The following is a 20,737-nucleotide window of genomic DNA, read 5'->3' as shown; positions in this document are numbered from 1 at the left end:
GAGATATATACTTCGTTGAAATACTAGAAAAATCACCTTTTCATAGCTTTTTCTTTGTCGTCATCACGTTGAAATTTTATCTTCACTACTGGACAGGTATCACAAATTGCCGAAATCCTCGGGTTACCTGACAGTAATGCCTCCATATCTTGATATAGTAACATTTGTTAAAAGTGAATAGAATCGACTTCTTTACAGCTTTTTTTCATCTTATGGTTCTTATGATAAGGTGCTAAAATATGAGTAAGATCTACAGCATAGAGTGGAGTGAATCAATTGACAACTCAGCAAACAGTTTTAGTAGTTGATGATGATGATGATATTGTCAGATTGCTTGACATCAATTTAACGAATGAAGGATATCATGTTTTGAAAGCAAGTGATGGTTTTGAGGCCATTCGTCTAATGGAAACACATCATGTTTGTTTACTCATACTTGATATTATGATGCCTGGGATAGATGGAATAGAAGTTTGTCGGAAAATAAGAGAAAAGAGCAGTATTCCAATTATCCTGCTCAGTGCAAAGGATTCGGATACAGACAAGGTCGTTGGTTTAAGTGTTGGAGCTGATGATTATATCATCAAACCGTTCAGCACTGTCGAACTGCTGGCTAGAGTAAAAGCTCAGTTAAGAAGATACATGTTTTTCAACCAAAACATAACGAACGCTATCGACCAAACCATACGGATTCGTGGATTAGAAATGAATGAACAATCCAGAGATGTTTCATTATATGGAGAAAAGCTTAGACTAACAAAAACGGAATTTGAGATTTTATTACTTTTGGCAAAAACGCCAAATCGTGTATATACGTTAGAGGAAATATTTGAGAGTGTATGGAAGGAAAGATATTTTGAAAGCCATAACACAGTGATGGTACACATTGCTCGGCTACGTGAAAAATTGAATGATGGAATAAGGGATGATCAAATCATTAAAAATGTCTGGGGAGTTGGTTATAAGATTGAAAATTAACCTATTAAAAGGCGTTCAGTTTAAGTTTTTAATGATATTCATCTTCAGTATCATTTGTGCATCGCTTATGATGGTTGTTTTTCAAATCATCTTATCGAAACTGTTCGATTTAAGTGATCACGATTTAGCTCGAATAGAAGAACAATATACATTTCTTTATTTTCTCGTATTCCTCATCTTCACAACGATCACATTTATGGTGTTTTCTCGAACAATCATTAGGCGCATCGAACAGCTTAATGCTTATGCCAACTCGGTGAAAAAAGGGAATTTTGATAGCTTGATTGAAATCAAAACCAATGATGAAGTTGGAGAACTTTCTCGAAATATCTGTTTAATGGTCGAAACGATCAAGGATTCTCTTGAGAAACAAAAACAATCAGAACAAGCTAGAAATGAAATGATCAGCAATATATCACATGATTTAAGAACCCCGCTGACATCTCTGTCTGGATATATAGAATTGGCTAAACTCAATCTAGACAACCCTAGCCTGTGTCATGACTATATCGAAATTTTAGAAGCAAAATGCGAAAATTTGAAAAATCAAGTCAATGATTTGCTTGAATATGCTAATCTCAACTATAAAAATATTAACATTCAAATGGAAAAAGTAAGTGTCAAGGGGTTAATTGAGCAAGTTATGATCGATTTCATTCCCCAATTGGAAAAAGACTCAATCCAATTTGCATTAGACATACAGGATGAAAAGCTATACATTCATGCAGATATCAGTCTGTTTGTTAGACTGTTACAAAATGTCATCAGCAATGGTATTCATTATGGGAATTCAGGCAAGAAAATAAAAGTAGAAGTTCTATTAAGGCAATCAAATGTCATCATCAACATCATCAATTATGGCGAAGCTATTGCCAAAGAAGATCTGCCGTATATTTTTGAACGATTCTATCGCGGAGAAAAATCAAGAAATGAACATACAGGAGGAAAGGGGATGGGATTAGCAGTTGCGCAAAGTATCGCAAAACTCCATTCAGGATCAATAGATGTCATCAGCAATGAAGTTGAAACGGTGTTCACGATTTCAATACCAAGGTATGAAAAATCTTAATGAAGTTGTAAGGATTTCTTTCATTTAAAGTAAGAGCCTCCTTTTATGATGGATAAAAACAGATAAATGGAGGAATAATCGTGTTTCGCAATAAACATATTTCAATTGTTTTTGCAGTCGTTTTGATGCTTCTATGGGGAACGGTTTTATGTTATGGAAGAGAAGCAGGACCATATGCTTGGTGGGGGTTAATGGTTTTTGGTATAGCTGGAGTTGTTTCGTTTACCATTTGTTTCATTGTGATATTGATCAGAGTATTTAAGAAACGCTCAATTGGTAAACATATTTGTATTTTATTAATGATTTCTCTTGTTTCAGCATGGCCTGGCGGCTGGTTTTTGGGAATAGGTCAGATTGCATATCCCGCTGATCCACATTCTGTAAAACCAGCTGTATCCATTCGCTCACCTTTTCATCAACCAGCGATCATTGCTTGGGGTGGAGATACACTAAAGGATAACTATCATGTGTGGCTGCCTGCTGAACGGTGGGCCTATGATATCTTTGCAAAGCCGGCCGTCATCGACAGTCAAAGACTTGAAGACTATGGAATCTATGGAGCTGAAATTGTAGCTCCTATATCAGGCACTATTGTAGGTGCATATGATAGAGAAAAAGATATTACACCAGGTGCACATCAATTCAAATCGATGCTAGGAAATTATCTGTTCATTCGTATAGAAAAAACAGGGACTTATTTAGTATTAGCGCATTTGAAGCAGGATTCCATGAAAGTGAGAGAGGGAGATGTTGTAAAAGAAGGAACACCAATAGCTCGAGCAGGGAATTCAGGGATGAGCAGTGAACCACATTTGCACATCCATCATCAAAGACAAAATCCAAATCAAGTGCTGCTTTTGGCTGAAGGTTTGCCATTGTTTTTTCGGGATATAGATGGGCCTAGTATGCCTAAAGGTGGGGGAGATCGACTTGAAGATGGTGTGAGAATACCAAATGGGCAACAGATTTCTCCTCGGGTGATGACAATTAGATAGCTCTACTTCAAGCGAAATCAAGCTGCTCGAGAAAATCTCGGCAGCTTTTTTTCAGGCAAAGGCAACCTATAGATTGTGTTTAGCGTCTTGTTTATTCTCGAAATGGTTTCGATACAATAATAAAGAACGAATTACACCTGACTGAGAATAACTAGGCATTGCAATTCCTCTTGGTCGGCCTCTACTATATAACAATTCCGGTAAAAGTCCGCAAAACGCACTATTTTGATAATTATGGTCAAAATATTTCCAGGCTTCATGTTGATGATGAGCGATTAAAAAGGCTTCCCCTACCCAAAAAGTCGGTCCAGTCCAGGGCTTTAGGTCGCCTTCTTCGGTTGTTAAACTTTCGTGTCGCCAAATCCCACCGAGCAATGGGTCTTCCAGTCTTTTTTGAATGGCTTCCAAAGTCGGCTTTAACCATTGGGTTGGGAAAATGGGAAACTCAGAGAAAAATAGGGTTACAGATGAATCTAATAATGATGTTTCCATTGAGCGAGTGACAACTCCATTATGGACGTTATGTTTTGCGATCGCCTGAATGAGTTGAACGGCACCCTGTCTAAATTGAGCGGCTTTTTCATGTTTAGACATCTTGTCAGCCATTTCCGCAGCTTTCATTAAGCCAAATGCTGAAATGGCTGATGTCCATGTCATATGTTCAAAACGTTCTCCTAAGTGGGGCCCGAACGTTTCCCAAATTCCTGCATCTGGAAGAATGAGCCCGCTGGCATCCCGATTTGCTAGTATCCAATTGGTTGACTGGCTAATGACTGGCCACAAATCATGTATGATCCGATCGTCTCTAACCATTGACCACACTTGCCATATTCCGTATAAAATAAGCCCTGTCGTATCATTTTCAAATGCATGTTCATTTGGTAAACGAGTCACAACATTATAGGCGAAGTAAAAGTTTCCATCTGGACGCTTTTTCAAATATCTGAGGGTGGCATATAGCGCTCTGACGGCATCATCTAGATGGTGTGCCAGCGCTAATGTGGTTGTAATCCATAAACTATCGCGAATCCAGACATTTCCTTGGTATGGTTTAAAACCAATGATGATAGGGGTACCATCACTCTGCAAACTCATTTTTGCTAATGTATGGCTAACCCGCCAGAAATAGTCGAGTTGTGGAGAGAGTGGACCAATGTCGATTGTTTGTTTGTGCCAAGCTTGCCAAGCCTGCATTGTTGTTTGTTCACTTTTTCTGATGTCTTTTAGAACAGACGCTAATTCTTCTAGAGCCGCTTCTTTTGAAGTCCCTGCGGCAAATATTTGATAGATAGGTTCACTAAATTGTCGGCTTGGAATGTGTTGAGTCGGGGTTGTAAAGACCAATGGGACAGGGAGTAGACTATGTTCAAAAATGGTTGTCTGACTGCCTGTGACAGCTTTTGCGATATTTCCGGAGATCGCTTTCTCAACAGGGAAAACGGTCGTTGTAAGCCATTGATTTTCAGAAATTCGCGATATAAAGGTGTGCTTGATTCTTTGGACAATATTTTGAAGGTGTACGACAGGATAGATGGTTGCTTTCGATGAGTTGCTACGGAGGGTCTTGACTTCAATGGAACGAATTATAGCATTTCGGTTGGGAGGAGCCCAAGTTTTTGTTCTGACAACTGTATTTCCCTTATGTGAAACGACTTCATAGATGCCAAAACCGTTTACATATCGTGTATGATCAAGTGACACAATTTCACCAATTTGCCCTAATTTCTCTTGAACGATTCCATAAGGATCATACCAGACTTTTTCATTGTGATCTTTTACTAAAACATAAGATCCCGGATTATCCAAAAGGGAACTTGACATATCAAAGTATTTGAAAAATAGTTGGCTGATTTTATCTACTGGGCGACAACCGACATCATATTGTTGAATCCAAGCTAAACAGTTGCCATTAGAAATAGGCGCATGATTATCTTGATTTTTTCCAATGAAATAATGCATTGAATCCACTCCACTCATTTTAGAACATAGATTATCAATCATCATATTAGTATGTTAGAGATTTTATGCCCAGACAAAAGCCCGGGCATTGTTTATTTCTTAAACAGAGGAGTGACAAATTTGACTTCCGGATATTGATCAATTGCCCGATCAAGCAGATGGTCGTCTTTGTTTTTTAAATATTGATTAAAAAAACTTAATGTATACTTGTTCACGATGGAAGTGGATCTTGTCGGATCGATATCTCCTGTTATTCCTGTGTGCTGTAATACCGGGGTAAGGAACTGAACATCAGCAAAGTTATAGTGCGTCAAACCTTTTAAATATAAGATGTGACCGCCGTGATGTGCTACATGTTTGAAATGTTCGATCTCCAATTCGGCATCTTTCTTTTCTTTGTCAATTTCGGCTCTGGAAGCTCCCATTTCCTTTATTTCTTCATCTGTGTAAACATGATGTTGTCGGACTTCATTGAAGCGTTTAAATGTAATGTCCGAGAACATAAACATAAATGGTTTTGTCATCCGCGGATGACGATGATAATTGTAAAGACCGCCATCCATATCAATTCCTGCTGTAATTCTCGAATCAGAAGCAACGTCGTATGATGCAGCACCACCGAAAGAATGTCCCAATACTCCGATATGCTGCAGGTCCAGTTTTCCTTTGAACGGAGTTTGAATTTTTCCGGTATTGATTCGTTCGAATTGATCGATGATAAATGTGATATCATCTGTCCAAACTTTTCCTACTCGATCACGGTAGTTTGTTTCAGCTATCTGGTTTATATCTGTTTTCATTGTTGCTGTCCGTCCATCTGGAAACACGGTAGCAAACGTACTATATGTATGATCAATAGAAGCAACAATATAACCATGACTAGCTAAATTTTCGGCTTGTGATGTATGGTAAACTTTCGATGATTGATAGCCGTGATTTAAAATGATGAGCGGGTAAGACCGGCTTTCTGTAGAAATCTTGGCACTTACATAAGAGTGGGTGGGAATGTATTTCAAGTAATCCATTGTAATGGCAGGAAGTCCGAATGTTTTGGATAACGGTTCTTCCTTCAGCAATGAACCTTCAGCTATAAAAGGAGCAGGCTTTCCATTTGGCTGTTTTGCAGGATACCATACTTGAACCATTAATTCTCTTTTTCTATTGCTTGTTTGATCAAATAGTTCTTCTCGCTTTTTGTCAACGAAATGAAAAGTTTGTGTCCCTACATGGTACTTTCCTGTTGGTTCAGGTAGCTCAAAAACCGGGAATGCGTATAAGCATACGGCTGATATCATGAGCATGATCGCCATTAGCGTATAAATTATACCTAATATAAACCTTGGTATTTTTCGATAAGCGTTCTTTTTAAAATATCGATAACCTGAAATGGCTAAAAAGAAAAAACTCATACAATATAGAAAGATAAGCTGTACTCTGTATCCTTCAGTTATCAGGTGAATAGTCAACAAAACCGTGCTCAAACTGCTTGCAATGAGAAGCAGTTTGACTTTGTGTCCACCTTTTTTAACTATCATTGTTAATCCAAATAAACCGATGTTTGACAAAAGAAGCAATAGTTCAAAAAGTCTCATGTTGCGACCTCCTTTTTAAAAAACTTTACTCTGTTTAGATGATCTTAAACTATCGATTTGCCTTACATCGGTATGACAATTTTGTCACTAAAGCAAAAAAACCCTTTCTATCGACCAGATAGAAAGGGTGATGTTATTGTTAAACAGTTGGCACTTTTCGAAACGCATCTTCGACAGTTACTGTATGATAGCCAAGGTCACGGGCGACAGCAGGGTAAGTAATTTCACCATTGGCAACATTGACACCGAGAGCTAGTGCTGGCTGGTTAGCAGCCGCTTTTTGTGCCCCGTTGTTGGCAATTTGGATTGCGTAAGGAATGGTTACGTTTGTTAATCCGATTGTTGATGTACGTGGTACGGCACCAGGCATATTTGCGACGGCATAGTGAACAACACCATGTTTCGTATATGTTGGGTTATCATGTGTTGTGATCTGGTCAACGGTTTCGATAATACCACCTTGGTCAATTGCAACGTCAACAACAACGGAACCCGGTGACATTGACTTGATCATTTCTTCTGTCACCAATTTAGGCGCTTTTGCACCAGGAATTAAGACAGCACCAATTACAAGATCGGATTCTTTCACAGCATTTGCGATATTAAGTGGATTAGACATTAGCGTTTGAATATCTTTACCAAACTGATCATCAAGCTGGCGCAGCCGCTCTGCGTTTACATCAATCAGGGTTACATCTGCACCGAGGCCAATGGCCATTTTGGCTGCATTTGTACCAACTGTTCCACCGCCGATGATTGTGACTTTTCCGCGTTTTACTCCTGGGATACCTGATAAAAGAATCCCTTTTCCACCTTTTGATTTTTCAAGGAATTGTGCCCCGATTTGTGTTGCCATTCGTCCAGCTACTTCACTCATTGGTGTTAGTAATGGTAGGGTTCGGTTGACTTCGACAGTCTCATATGCGATTGCAGTAACACCGCTGTCTATCAGTGCTTTCGCCAGCTGAGGTTCGGCAGCTAGATGCAAATATGTGAATAGGATTAAACCTTTACGGAAGTAACCATATTCAGAGCTAATCGGTTCTTTGACTTTCATCACCATTTCCGCATTCGCCCAGACATCGCGGGCTTGCGGAATAATTGTTGCACCAGCTTCTCGATAATCAGCATCGTTAAAACCACTTCCAATACCAGCGCCTTGTTCTATTAATATTTGATGCCCATTTTTGATAAGTGCCACAACACCAGCTGGGGTAATAGCGACACGATTTTCATTATTTTTAATCTCTTTTGGAATCCCAATCTTCATGATGAACATCCCCTTTAATTAAATGTGCTATACCGTAAGTATAAAGCTAACATTTGTGATGTACATTATGTGTAAAATAGAAAATGAAAACGTTTTTTTGTTTATTTTAACAATCTATTTTTCTATGTGATGAAGGTTTGTTAAAAAACAAAAAGTAAGCGTTTTCAATTTGTTTTCCTTAACAAACATAAGCAAAAGTTACTATGTTAGAATATCAGAGCAACAAAGGATTGTTCAGGGGGGAATATTTTGAATATTTTGGGATCTTTAAAGGGGATAAATGATGTTCTGTGGGGACCACCTAGTTTAATTTTATTATTTGGGACAGGCTTATTTTTAACGATTGTGTTGAAAGGTCTGCAAATTCGTCGTCTTATTTATGCATTTAAATTGGGATTTGGCAAAGAAGATCATCAGGATGCAGCAGCGGAAGGGGATGTCAGCCATTTTAAAGCATTGATGACTGCATTGGCTGCGACAATTGGTAATGGTAATATTGCAGGTGTAGCTACAGCTTTAACATTAGGAGGGCCAGGATCTATTTTTTGGATGTGGATCGTCGGCTTATTTGGTATGGCAACAAAGTATGCAGAAGCATTACTTGCTGTTAAATATCGTGTTAAAAATGATAAAGGTGAGTATTCAAGTGGTCCAATGTACTATATTGAACGCGGTCTTGGCCGAAAATTTAAAGGTCTTGCAATCGCCTTTGCACTATTTGGTGCGTTTGCCGCTTTAGGAATTGGCAACAGTGTACAATCGAATACAATTGCTGATGTCACAAGCAAAAGTTTTGGACTGGCCGACTGGGTGACAGGTGTCATTTTAGCTGTACTCGTCAGTTTTATTATTTTTGGTGGGATTCAGCGCATTAGTACGGTTGCCAGTTTCTTTGTGCCGATTATGGCTTTCCTTTACATGGGTGGAGCCATCCTCATTCTTATTTTAAATTATGATATGATGATCCCCGCTTTTGAAATGATTTTTCATTATGCCTTTCATCCGGTAGCAGCAGCAGGTGGATTTCTTGGAATTGTCGTATCTGAGGCCATTCGTAACGGGGTTTCCCGAGGGATTTTTTCAAATGAAGCGGGTTTGGGTACAGCTGCATTAATTGCTGGCAATGCCCGTGCTGATCATCCAGTTAAACAAGCCCTTGTCGCCATGACAGGTACATTTATTGTTACAATTGTTGTCTGTACAATGACAGGTATCACCCTTCTCATTACGGGATTTTGGGATCCGTCTGGCGGCATGCTTTCCGGTGTGCCACATGATGCGACACTAGAGGGTGGGGCATTAACAAGTGCTGCCTTCGCTTCTGTTCTTGGGGCGGCCGGTGAATATATTGTCTCGCTTTCTGTGATTTTCTTTGGTTTTTCTACCATTGTTGGCTGGTATGTATATGGTGAAAAATGCTTTGAATATTTGGCAGGCTCTAAAGGAATTCTTGGTTATCGCCTGATTTACATTTTTGCCTGTGGAATGGGGACAGTAGCCAATCTTGTTACAGTATGGGCATTTGCTGATATGGCGAATGCTTTAATGATGATTCCTAACTTAATTGCGCTTCTGCTTCTTTGGAAAGTAGTTGTTGCTGAAACAAATGACTATTTTACTCATTTCTATAAATAAAAACGAGGTTCTGCCATTACAGGCAGGACTTTTCTGTTTCATCCTTCCGCCCAATACATTCCAGTACATAGAATCTCAAATTTTGCTGCAATTTGTCGATATTACAACCATAGATGACATAGTAAAGGAAGGATAGATGGAATGAAAGTCAAAACGAAATTGTTGAGCATTATTTCGATTTTGGTTGTTTCGATTATTGCAATTGGTGGTACCTCTATTTTTGTGACGTCTTCTACGATTAGCAAAAATGAAGTACTAAAGGATAAAATGGAATTTCAAAAAGAAATTAAACATATTCAATATCGCTTAGCAGGTCTTTCAAATGATGAAAGAGCCTTCATTATAACCGGTGATAAGGAGTATGGCGAAGGAATGAAGGAAAAAGCGGACGATATTTTGAAAAGCCTTGAGGAAGTCAAGGGATTGATCCATGATGAAGAATACGAAACAAGTGTTGAAGAAATTAAAGTAAACTTCAATGACTTTTGGAATTTGAATCAAAAAGTATTAAAAGTCTATTCTTCAAGTCCGAAAGAAGCTAAATCACTTCACTTTGGAGAAGAACGAAAATTAAGAAAAGAAGTTTTGGACCCATCTGTTAATAAATTAGTCGAAAGCCTTGATCAAGATGTTGATGCTCTAAAAGAGGAAGTTCGCGATAATGGGAAAATGAGTGAAGGGATTATTATTACGATCACAATAGTTTCAACGATTGTCGGGATTATTATGGGCCTATCACTCTTAAAATCTATTTTATTACCGCTTAGAAGTCTTAATCAGCAACTAGAGGATATTGCACATGGAGAAGCTGATTTAACAAAAGAGGTCATTGTTAAAAATAAAGATGAGTTTGGTCAGCTCGCTCAGTCGTTCAACGCTTTCCTGCAATCATTAACCCAGATTGTCAAGCAAATCAGCAGTTCTTCTGAACAAGTTGCTGCATCATCTGAAGAATTGTCAGCAAGTGCGGAAGAATCAAAATCGACGTCTGAGCAAATTTCTGAATCTATGCAGTCTATTTCTGCAAGTAATGCTAAGCAAAGCGCCATGACTGATAAAAGTTCAGAGTCTATCAATGAGTTATTAGAACGGTTATCAAATGTTGCTTCCAATACAGGAAACATTGCAGATCTTTCCTCTTCAATGAGAGATAAGGCTGAAATAGGTGCTCAGTCTGTCAATAAAATGTTAGATCAAATGAATTTCATTGATAAATCGGTAGACTCAGCCGGAAATGGTTTGCAAGCATTAGTGTCAAGCACTGCTGAAATTAGTGATATTTCTTCACTGATTACAGATATTTCAGAGCAGACGAATTTATTAGCTCTTAATGCTGCAATTGAGGCCGCAAGAGCCGGAGAACAAGGAAAAGGGTTTGCAGTAGTGGCAGAAGAGGTACGGAAGTTAGCTGATGAAACAAATAAGTCGGCTAATCATATTAAAGCTTTAGTATCTACCATCCAAAACGAATCGGTAGAAACGGTAAATAACATTAAGGTTGTTCAACAAAATGTAAGTTCAGGGATTGCTCTTTCTAAAGAAACAACAGGAAATTTCAATGAAATCCTTGATCTAGTTGAACAGGTTACTTCACAAATTCAAGAGGTAGCTGCAGCAACTCAGCAGCTTACATCAGGTGTCGAAGTGGTTCAAAATGCGGTTGATACCTTAGCTACTGAAACAAAAGAAACAACATCAAGTACAAAAGGTGTTGCTACATCAACACAAGAACAGCTAGCTTCAATGGAAGAAATCTCATATGCAGCTGAATCATTATCACATTTAGCTGAAGAGCTTCAAACGATTGTGAATCGTTTTAAATATTAAAGACTGTTGTGCTCCCCTAAGGTACGATTAGGGGAGTTTTTATGTTTAGAAAAGTGCAAACGTCTCTCAAATCAAGTGGTAGTGGAATCGGAAGAGGGCCGTTCAATTGATTGACTGTGACGTTCTTTTTATTTTCTGAATGGTATCAAGTAGTTTTTTCGGATTGTCGTAATGATCGATGGGTAAGTTGTCTTAATGTGTGCATTGATTCATCAATGCTTCATCCGAAAGAATATCCATACTTCACCTCAAGACTTGGTATCATAGCTATATACGACAAATTTTGCTCTACATATAACGATCAATAGGAGTGAAAAAAGAAGTGCAAAAAATCATGATAATCGAAGACGACCCGAAAATCGCCGATCTCCTCCGTTCTCACATTGAAAAATACGGTTATGCTGTACATGTTATTGAGGATTTTGACCATGTCATAGATGTCTTTAAAAGCGAACAGCCGCATCTTGTTCTGCTCGATATCAATCTGCCCAGTTATGACGGCTATTATTGGTGCCGGCAAATACGGAAAGAATCGATTTGTCCTGTGCTATTCATATCTGCGCGAACAGGTGAAATGGATCAGGTGATGGCGCTAGAAAATGGTGGCGATGATTTTATTACAAAGCCCTTTTACGCTGAGATCGTCATCGCAAAGATCCGCAGCCAGCTTCGGCGGGCATATGGAGAATATGCAGCTAAAGTAGATGAGCGCCTTTTAGAAAAAGAAGGATTGCAGCTTTTTCCAGAAAGACTAGAACTGATATTAGGTACCAAAACCATTACTTTGACAAAAAAAGAAGCTGATATTATCGAAAGCCTTATGGAACGTTATCCAAGAATTTCTGGTCGTGAAGACTTACTTGCCAAACTGTGGGATGATCAGGCATATGTAGATGAAAATACACTTAATGTGAACATGGCACGAGTCAGGAAAAAATTTCAAGAGTTAGGCATAGAAGATGCTGTAGAAACGGTCAGAGGTGCTGGTTATCGTCTCAATATTTCTTGGGAAAAGGCGGGAGAGGAATGAAGCTTTTTCTCAAGGAGCATTATTTACTTATTGCCATTCAGACGCTGCAATTTTTTGTGATGTTATTGGTGTATTGGCTTGATGGATATCAGCATATAAGACCGGCCTTATATGCTGTTTTCCTTGGTTCTTTCTTTCTCGTCGGTTATCTTGTTTACCATTATTGTACTCGTCGCAAGTTTTATCAGCGACTTAGTCAGCCGATAGCAACCCTTGATGAATCTGTGCAAAAAATAGAACAATCCCCTATGTCAGAGGCGCTAGAACAGCTGTTGAAAAGTCAGTATAAACACTATCGACATGAATTAAAAGCATTAGAACTAGGGCAGAAAGAGCAGCTTACTTTTATGGAACAATGGGTGCATCAAATGAAAACACCGTTATCTGTCATTGAATTAACTGCTCAAAATCTTGATGAACCCGAGTCTTCTAGTATTCGCGAAGAGACAGAGCGAATAAAGACAGGTCTCTATACAATTCTATATATGGCTCGTCTTCGTGTGATCGAAGAAGACTTTCAAGTTAAAGCGGTCAATTTAACAGATATGATTCATGAGGTAAATCAAGATAACAAACGGTTTTACATTCGCAACAAAGTGTATCCAAAATTGGAGTTGCAACAAATCTGCGTTGAATCAGACGAAAAGTGGCTGTTTTTCATGTTATCGCAGTTGATTAACAATGCTGTCAAATATTCATCAGGCAAAAGTCAGTCGATTCTCATTTCAACTTACGAAAAAAGCCCTGAAGCTGTACTGGAAGTGACCGACTTTGGTATTGGTATTCCTGCTCAAGATCAAAAACGGGTATTTGCTCCGTTTTTTACGGGTGAGAATGGTCGTCAGCATAGAGAATCAACAGGAATGGGGCTTTATGTCACAAAAACCGCAGCTGATTATCTTGGTCATCGGCTTGAACTTGAGTCTGAGGAAGGGAAAGGGACAACGATTCGAATCATTTTTACATCAACACAAAACCTTACATCAATGTAATGAAAGTGAAAGAGAAATCGATAGTACTTATTTGTCGAGTCAAGGTAAACTAGTCACAGATCAAAAATGAAAGGAGATCTCGTGATGCTTCAAGTCAAACAAGTAAGTAAGATTTATGAAGGGAAAATCGCATACCGGGCGTTAACAGATATTAACTTGACAATTGATGAAGGAGAATTTGTTGGAATTATGGGTCCATCTGGAAGTGGAAAAACTACGCTTCTAAATTTGATTGCAACGATTGATGAACCAACAACAGGTGAAATCTTGATAAATGGTGAGAATCCTCATTTACTTAAAAAAGAAAAACTGGCTAAGTTTCGCCGCAGAGAACTTGGTTTTGTCTTTCAAGACTTTAACCTGCTGCACACATTGACAGTTGAAGAGAACATCGTTCTTCCTTTGACATTAGACGGAGAAAAGGTTGGGGAAATGAAACAAAAAGCCAAACAAATAGCTGAAAAGCTGGGTATTACAAATATCATGAAAAAACGGACATATGAGATATCAGGTGGGCAAGCACAACGAGCTGCAGTGGCAAGAGCGATGATTCATAGACCAAAACTGTTGCTTGCCGATGAGCCAACCGGAAATCTCGATTCCAAGTCATCTAAGGATGTTATGGAAATGCTTGAATCGATTAACCATCATGAAAAAGCAACGATGATGCTTGTCACACACGATCCGCAGGCGGCCAGTTATTGTCATCGGGTCATCTTTATTAAGGATGGTAGACTATATTCGGAAATGAACCGCGGTGATCATCGTCAAGCCTTCTTCCAGAAGATTCTTGATACGCTTTCCTTAATGGGAGGAGACGCAAATGACTTTTCGTCAGTTCGCGTTTAATAACGTTCTTCGTAATAAACGACTCTATGTTGCTTACTTCCTCAGTAGTATGTTTATGGTGATGGTATTTTTTACATTTGCGCTATTTGCTTTCCATCCGGTGATTAGTGGAGATGTTTTTCATTCAGGACTTGGGAAGAAATCGCTCTTCGGTCTCAAAATTGCTGGAGGCATCATCTATGTTTTCTCCTTTTTCTTTGTTTTGTATTCGATGAGTGCATTTCTGAAATCGCGGAAAAAAGAGTTTGGGATCTTAATGATTCAGGGAATGTCGATGCGTCAAATCAGGTTGATGGTCTTTCTGGAAAATATGCTTATCGGATGTTTTGCTACGATTGGAGGCATCACTCTAGGTTTGGTATTTGCAAAATTAATCTTACTAATTGCTGAAAAAATTCTAATTTTTAACGAAAAACTCAATTTTTATTTTCCACTACTGGCAATCATTGTGACTTTTGTGTCCTTTATTGTATTATTCTTATTTATTTCATTTTTCGTTGCTTTTATCCTTCGTAGTGAAAAGCTTCTTCATTTGTTAAAAGGGGATAAGCAGTCAAAAGGTGAACCAAAGGCATCTATCTTATTGACGATCTTAGCTGCATTATTGCTTGGAGTAGGTTATTTCTTCGCATTAGTCACGAAAGGGAACGGCGTTTTTTTTGCTGTGCTACCCGTAACAATTGTCGTCATTATTGGAACTTACCTATTCTTTACCCAGTTAAGCGTTTATGTTATTCGTAAAATGAAGGGACAGGAAACCCTGTTTTGGCGAAAAACAAATTTGATCTTGTTTTCTGATCTTTCTTATCGCATGAAAGACAATGCGCGAACGTTTTTTATGGTTGCGATTATTTCAACTGTCGCATTTTGTGCGATTGGGACGCTATATGGACTTCAATCATTTTTTAACAGCTCGACAAGGAACTGGAATCCCAATACCTTTACGTATAACACAAAAGGAGAGCACAAGACAGAAGCTAAAGATGTGGATTTGATTAATAAAACGTTAAAACAATACGATATTCAGGCAAAAACAGCTCATATGACACTGAAGTACTTTCATGTAAAAGGGCAGGAACAACTGATTGTGCAACAGTCTGATTTTAATCGGTTTGCAGCGCTGATTGGAGAGAAGAAAATCCAACTTTCTAAGGGGAAAGCGATAGCAGTCGGTTATAAAGGATTTCCATATAGCAAGGAACAGAAACTGCTTCATCAACCGATCGATCTTCAATCAGGTAAACAGATTCAAGCTGATCAAGTGATAAAATCAAGAGCCTTGCCAGAAGAACAATATTATCTTGTCACAGATGCTGATTACAAGCAATTGAAAAAACAAAAAGGTAAGGATCACTTTTATGCATGGCAGGTTCAAAAGGAAAAAGAAAAAACTTTAATTCGTGTTGGGGAAGAGTTGTTGAAGAAAATTCCGTCTAAGAAATTCTCTGGTGTTGACCAACAGGTCTTTCAAGTGAATAAAGACTATGGACCAATTTTCTTTGTAGGCTTGTTTATTGGCATTGTCTTTTTCGTTTCGGCAGGAAGTTTTCTTTATTTTCGCCTTTACGCTGATGTTGATGATGACAAGCAGAAGTTTACAGCCATATCCAAGATAGGCTTGACAGAAAAAGAATTAAAAAAAGTATTAAACAGGCAAATTGCTATGCTATTCTTTGCCCCGATTATCGTTGCACTTATTCATGGTGCTGTGGCCTTGACGGCATTGTCGCATGCGTTTGAGTATAATCTTTTTAAGGAATCTGCAACTGTACTTAGTGTGTTTGCTGTCATTCAGCTGATCTATTTTTTCATTGTCCGTTTCTACTATATAAAACAAATAAAAGCCGTGATTTAATATGATATAGTCTGGTATGAAGATCAATATTTTTATGATATAGTTTATTGAAAGATATGATAGTGACGGTAAGTTGAGGTGACTTCTGTGACTTGGAGAAGGGCAAGGTCAACGGAACAAATTGAATTCAGAAAAAAAGAGATCTTAGATGCTGCCTATCAGCTTTTTGAAAAAAAGGAATATGAGAGTATCAGCTTAAATGCTATAGCTAGAGAGCTTCAGATCAGTAAGCCGAGCATTTACAGATATTTTAGCAGCCGTGAAGAAATTTTTCTGGACATATACAGTCGTGTTTTTGAACTTTTTTATGAAAACCTTATAGAAGAATTTTCGACATTTAGTATGAACCCGATGCCTGAGCATGTAGGAAATTGTTGGGCAAAGGTTTATCTGAACCATGAAAAGCTGTTGAATTTAATGCCTTTATTGGGAATTGCGCTAGAAAAGAACAGCTCAGAAAGTTTTTTAAGAATCTTTAAGGAGAGAAACATTCAATTACAGCAAAATATTGCCGGTAAAATTGTTGAACTATATCCGAAACTGACGATACAGGATGGCTTTTATATTCAATACTATGCATTTTTGCTGGCTTCATCGCATTGGTCTTTGACAAACACGGATAAAGTGATGGAAAACATATTAAGTGAGTATCGATATATGAATATTAACTATAGTTTTGAATATGTTGTATCACGGGGGATAGAGGCCCACATTAAGGAGTTTATTGGAAATAAAACGTAAGAATACGTAAAAACATTTACGTGTTCTTTTTTTGTTGATAAGTTACTGATGGTATGTTATTTTTAAGTTACTGTCGGTACTTAAATTTTATTTGAGGTGAGGAATTGTGAGAAATCAGAGATGGAATGAGGAATATATAGAAGATCAAAGTGGTAAAGTCGCCATTATTACTGGGGGTAGCTCAGGTCTTGGGTTGGAACAAGCAAATGTTCTTGCTCAGAAAGGTGCAATGTTGGTGTTGGCTGTAAGGGACATGGCCAAGGGAATGGAGGCAGTACAAGATATTCAGCAAAAAAATAAGAACATTAAAATCGATGTGATGAAGCTGGATCTAGCGGATTTGAATTCCATTAGAGCCTTTAGCCGAGAATTTGAAGACAAGTATGATCGTCTGGATCTTTTGATCAATAATGCCGGTGTTATGATGCCGCCGTTTGGGAAAACGAAAGATGGTTTTGAGCTACAATTTGGTGTGAATCATCTCGGTCATTTTGCGTTAACGGGGTGTCTGATGCCAATGTTAATGAATACTGAAACCGCTAGGGTGGTGACAGTTAGCAGTTTGGCGAATGCTTGGGAAGGTGCGAACATTTTTTTTGAAGATTTGCAATGTGAAACATCATACGATAAACAGCTTGCCTATGCTCAAAGTAAGTTGGCCAATATTCTTTTTGCATATGAACTCGACAAAAAGTTCAAAGAACACAGAGCCCCCATTTTATCATTATGTGCGCATCCTGGCTGGTCTGTAACCAATCTTCAACAGCATTTAAATGTTTTCATGAAGACAATAGCTCATTTCATGTCTCAGCCAGCATCAATGGGGGCTCTACCTATTTTAAGAGCTGCTACAGACAAAGACGTAAAAGGAGGCGAGTACTTCGGCCCATCAGGAAAAAATGAAAGAAAAGGCTATCCTGTTCAAGTGAAGTCCAGTACTCTTACTCATGATCGACAGCTAGCTGAACGTTTATGGAAAACATCTGAACAATTGACGGGTGTCACCTATTGTTTTAATTGAAGCATACCATTTCATGCTATAGAAGCAGAAACCCGATAAGACTAGCAGCAATGCAGTAAAAAATCATCGGGCCGAGTGTCATGCGAATAATGGTTCCTTCTTTGCCGATTAAACCGACAACTGAAGCAGCTGCAACGACATTTAACACACAAATCATATTTCCTGAATTAGCACCAAGTACTTGTAAAGCGAGAATAATTTGATGAGCGGCATCGATTTGTTCTGCAATGCTGAACTGAAACAAGGAAAACATCATATTGCTAAAGGTGGCACTGCCTGATATAAAAGATCCAAGTCCACCAATAAATGGAGCGACAAATGGCCAGCCTTTTCCTACCGCATTAGCGATAAAAGTGGCTAATTCCATTGGCATGCTTAATAAATCAGCATTGTTAAGACCGGAGTTAATAAAGATTCTTACCATCGGGACAGCAGTTCCAAGTGCGATTACACTCCCCACCATCATTTTCGCTGAGGCTGTTACGGTTTCAATGACACTCGTACGGCTCATCTTATGAAGAAAAACCGTGATCAAAATAACGACAAGAAAGATGGATCCCGGTAAATATAAGGGTTCAAAAAAGGTGCTGATGTTTGTTCCTAGGATGGATCCCCAACCAACTTTAAACTGACGAAGCCAGTCTTTTAACGGTAAAACTTCAAGGCGTGTTAGCACTAAAAACGCAGCGACAAGCAAGTATGGCAGCCAGGCAAGCCACAGAGGCATCACTTGTTGATAATCGAGTTGTTGACTGCTAGTTTCTTGTTCTTTCTTTGGAAAGTCCCACGTTTCTTTTGGTAGCAAAAAGCCGCGCTTAACAGAGGGGACAACAATGGCTAGACCGACTAGTCCGCCAATGATCGATGGAAATTCAGGTCCTAAAAAGGTAGCGACCAAAAATGCAGGAATGGTGAAGCATAATCCGGCAAAGATCGCAAAAGGAATGGCTACAAACCCTTCTTTCCAGGAACGGTTTTCTCCAAAAAAACGGGTTAGCATACAGACCATAATGACAGGAATTAACGTTCCAATAAATAAATCGATAAAAACTGCTGTACTGGCAACCTCTTGTAAATATTGACTAATTGACTGATTTCCTAGCCCTTTTTGGACAACTTCTGCCAAAGAGCCCCCTTCATTTAGCCCTTGTTTAACTCCGACAATCATCGGTGTTCCGACAGCGCCAAATGATACAGGAGAACTATCTGCTATTAGAGCTAATGAGACTGCAGCCAGTGGAGGAAACCCTAGTGCAACAAGAAGTGGTGCACCTATTGCGGCAGGCGTTCCAAACCCGGCAGCTCCTTCGATAAAAGCACCAAATAACCAGGCAATAATAATGAGCTGGACTCTTCGGTCAGTTGAGATTTGTGAGAAACCGTTGCGAATTGAATCTAAAGCACCACTACTAGTAAGAGTGTTGAGTAATAGAATGGCACCGAACACAATCCAAAGAATTGAAATAGCAATAATCATACCTTCAATCGATGCAGCTGTAATTTGGATAATAGACATCTTCCATACAAAGTAAGCTAATAAAGCAGTGACTAAGAAACTGACAGGCATTGCTCTTGATGCCGGCATACGCAAAATCACGAGAAAGAGAAACACTGACAAGACCGGCATTAATGCCGTAATCAATTCAAAACTGTTCATATTGAAGTACACCTGCCTAAAAGTTCCGGTTTATTTTAATAAAGCGTTAGTATTATAACCGTTTGATTTTTGATTATTCTTAAGAGATAACTTGAGTAATTGGGCTCTTTTTCCATTTTGGTATTTATGCTAATTTGTAATTGTTTATATTTAAAGAGGAGTGGTGGTCATTGTGCAGGTGAAAGAAATTTTCTTAATGCGTTGTGCTTCCTGTTTAAGCGTTGTTTTATTGCATACGATTTCCATGGTGATCCTGATCACAGGGGAGTCTCAAGGTGATGTAGTCCGCATTGTTGAAGCTTTTCGAACGCTCCTGATGTTTAGCACCCCAGCATTTATTTTCATTTCTGAATTTTTACTGTCACATGCTTATCCTAGTGATGTGCCGCAAGGATTTTTAAAGAAGAGATTGAAAACAATTTTTGTTCCTTTTCTGTTTATAGCTGTGCTAGACGCTGTTTTGTTAACAAGTATGATGACGCAGCAGGTTGATGGTTTGGCCATGGTAAAAAAACTCTTCGCTAACATTTTCCTTGGGAATTTCATTGGCTACTTTATTCTTGTCATTTTCCAATTTTATCTTCTCCATATGTGTTTTCACTCTTTTTTGGAAAAAGCGTCGCCTAAATGGGTGTTGCCAATCTCTTTTTTGATTACAGCTGCCTATTTAAGCTATTTTACATTCATTCAACCGCCTGTTTTGGCAGAGGACTCTCCATTTCCATTTTTCTGGGTTCCGTTTGTTGGGTGGCTTTTCTATTTTTGTCTCGCATATTATTGCGGAAGAGATTACAAGCGCTTTTTGTCTATCTTGAACCAGTATCGTTACACCGTCTACACAGCCGTAATCGTTTCAGTTGCTGCAATTGTGAGCATCACTTACTTCGACCAAAATATCGCAGTCTCCTCTAAAAGACCTGACATTTTATTTTACTCGACTAGTATTATTTTCCTGTTATTTTATTTATTTTCTCAATTAAAGTCTGTACCACGGTTAATCTTAACGATTAGCAATTATTCTTTCTCAATTTATTTGTTGCATGCTTTCTTTCTCATACCAGGAATGGTCCTTTTTAAAGGAACAACTATTCATCCGGTTCTAGTTGGCATGCTGTTGTTTGTCATCAGTTTAGGTGGTTCAGTTTTGCTATCATGGGCTGTTAATCAATTTAAATACGGTTATATGTTAGTAGGGAAAATATATCGACCAAAGCTGAGAAGCACAGATCAAAAAGTGCGGCATCGTATTGGTTAAACGTGTATTTTT

The 20,737-nt window shown here is 38.6% G+C and carries 16 protein-coding genes; 12 read left to right on the top strand and 4 right to left on the bottom strand.

Annotation, left to right across the window (positions count from 1 at the left end; all coding sequences use genetic code 11):
- The first annotated feature begins 276 nt into the window (after nucleotides 1–276).
- The 3 genes from PDT38_RS11205 to PDT38_RS11195 all read left to right on the top strand — a co-directional run bounded on the left by PDT38_RS11205 (nucleotide 277) and on the right by PDT38_RS11195 (nucleotide 3,042).
- On the top strand, nucleotides 277–978 hold the full coding sequence (locus PDT38_RS11205) for a response regulator transcription factor (protein ID WP_270801491.1): 702 nt from the start codon (nucleotides 277–279) through the stop codon (nucleotides 976–978).
- Entirely contained in the window at nucleotides 968–2,047 is a 1,080-nt protein-coding gene (locus tag PDT38_RS11200; protein ID WP_270801489.1) for a sensor histidine kinase, read from the top strand. The genes PDT38_RS11205 and PDT38_RS11200 overlap by 11 nt, the downstream gene beginning before the upstream one ends.
- Before the next feature lie 80 nt (nucleotides 2,048–2,127).
- On the top strand, nucleotides 2,128–3,042 hold the full coding sequence (locus PDT38_RS11195) for a M23 family metallopeptidase (protein ID WP_270801488.1): 915 nt from the start codon (nucleotides 2,128–2,130) through the stop codon (nucleotides 3,040–3,042).
- A gap of 66 nt (nucleotides 3,043–3,108) precedes the next feature.
- Here PDT38_RS11195 and PDT38_RS11190 read toward each other — a convergent pair whose 3' ends face one another.
- From PDT38_RS11190 to ald, 3 genes are all read right to left on the bottom strand, one after another.
- Nucleotides 3,109–5,001 (bottom strand): glycoside hydrolase family 15 protein, encoded by a 1,893-nt coding sequence (locus PDT38_RS11190; RefSeq protein ID WP_270801487.1) that lies wholly within the window; start codon nucleotides 4,999–5,001, stop codon nucleotides 3,109–3,111.
- A gap of 92 nt (nucleotides 5,002–5,093) precedes the next feature.
- Nucleotides 5,094–6,593 (bottom strand): alpha/beta hydrolase family protein, encoded by a 1,500-nt coding sequence (locus PDT38_RS11185; protein WP_270801485.1) that lies wholly within the window; start codon nucleotides 6,591–6,593, stop codon nucleotides 5,094–5,096.
- A gap of 139 nt (nucleotides 6,594–6,732) precedes the next feature.
- Entirely contained in the window at nucleotides 6,733–7,863 is a 1,131-nt protein-coding gene (ald, locus tag PDT38_RS11180; protein ID WP_270801483.1) for an alanine dehydrogenase, read from the bottom strand.
- Between the two features lie 249 nt (nucleotides 7,864–8,112).
- Here ald and PDT38_RS11175 point away from each other — a divergent pair, with 249 nt between their 5' ends.
- The 8 genes from PDT38_RS11175 to PDT38_RS11140 all read left to right on the top strand — a co-directional run bounded on the left by PDT38_RS11175 (nucleotide 8,113) and on the right by PDT38_RS11140 (nucleotide 17,813).
- Entirely contained in the window at nucleotides 8,113–9,498 is a 1,386-nt protein-coding gene (locus PDT38_RS11175) for an alanine/glycine:cation symporter family protein (RefSeq protein ID WP_270801481.1), read from the top strand.
- Nucleotides 9,499–9,639: 141 nt separating this feature from the next.
- Nucleotides 9,640–11,325 carry a methyl-accepting chemotaxis protein gene (locus PDT38_RS11170; protein ID WP_270801480.1) on the top strand — a complete coding sequence of 562 codons (1,686 nt, stop codon included), beginning with the start codon at nucleotides 9,640–9,642 and terminating at the stop codon, nucleotides 11,323–11,325.
- A 322-nt stretch (nucleotides 11,326–11,647) separates the two neighbouring features.
- Nucleotides 11,648–12,355, top strand: a complete 708-nt coding sequence (locus PDT38_RS11165) for a response regulator transcription factor (protein ID WP_270801478.1) — start codon at nucleotides 11,648–11,650, stop codon at nucleotides 12,353–12,355.
- Nucleotides 12,352–13,347 (top strand): sensor histidine kinase, encoded by a 996-nt coding sequence (locus tag PDT38_RS11160; protein ID WP_270801477.1) that lies wholly within the window; start codon nucleotides 12,352–12,354, stop codon nucleotides 13,345–13,347. The genes PDT38_RS11165 and PDT38_RS11160 overlap by 4 nt, the downstream gene beginning before the upstream one ends.
- Nucleotides 13,348–13,431: 84 nt before the next feature.
- On the top strand, nucleotides 13,432–14,196 hold the full coding sequence (locus PDT38_RS11155) for an ABC transporter ATP-binding protein (protein WP_270801475.1): 765 nt from the start codon (nucleotides 13,432–13,434) through the stop codon (nucleotides 14,194–14,196).
- Entirely contained in the window at nucleotides 14,171–16,051 is a 1,881-nt protein-coding gene (locus PDT38_RS11150) for an ABC transporter permease (protein WP_270801474.1), read from the top strand. The genes PDT38_RS11155 and PDT38_RS11150 overlap by 26 nt, the downstream gene beginning before the upstream one ends.
- An 87-nt stretch (nucleotides 16,052–16,138) precedes the next feature.
- Nucleotides 16,139–16,792, top strand: coding sequence for a TetR/AcrR family transcriptional regulator (locus tag PDT38_RS11145; protein WP_270801472.1), 654 nt, complete (start codon nucleotides 16,139–16,141; stop codon nucleotides 16,790–16,792).
- Nucleotides 16,793–16,898: 106 nt separating this feature from the next.
- Nucleotides 16,899–17,813, top strand: a complete 915-nt coding sequence (locus tag PDT38_RS11140; protein ID WP_270801470.1) for an oxidoreductase — start codon at nucleotides 16,899–16,901, stop codon at nucleotides 17,811–17,813.
- Nucleotides 17,814–17,829: 16 nt separating this feature from the next.
- Here the strand turns inward: PDT38_RS11140 and PDT38_RS11135 are convergent, their stop codons facing one another.
- On the bottom strand, nucleotides 17,830–19,470 hold the full coding sequence (locus PDT38_RS11135) for an L-lactate permease (RefSeq protein ID WP_270801467.1): 1,641 nt from the start codon (nucleotides 19,468–19,470) through the stop codon (nucleotides 17,830–17,832).
- Between the two features lie 172 nt (nucleotides 19,471–19,642).
- Between PDT38_RS11135 and PDT38_RS11130 the strand changes: the two genes are divergently transcribed.
- Complete coding sequence (locus tag PDT38_RS11130; RefSeq protein WP_270801464.1) at nucleotides 19,643–20,725, top strand: acyltransferase family protein; 1,083 nt, start codon at nucleotides 19,643–19,645, stop codon at nucleotides 20,723–20,725.
- Nucleotides 20,726–20,737 lie beyond the last annotated feature (12 nt).

The organism is Bacillus changyiensis (assembly GCF_027706145.1).
Taxonomy (GTDB): Bacteria; Bacillota; Bacilli; order Bacillales; family Bacillaceae; genus Bacillus; species Bacillus changyiensis.
This window is presented reverse-complemented; position numbering and strand designations above follow the sequence as displayed.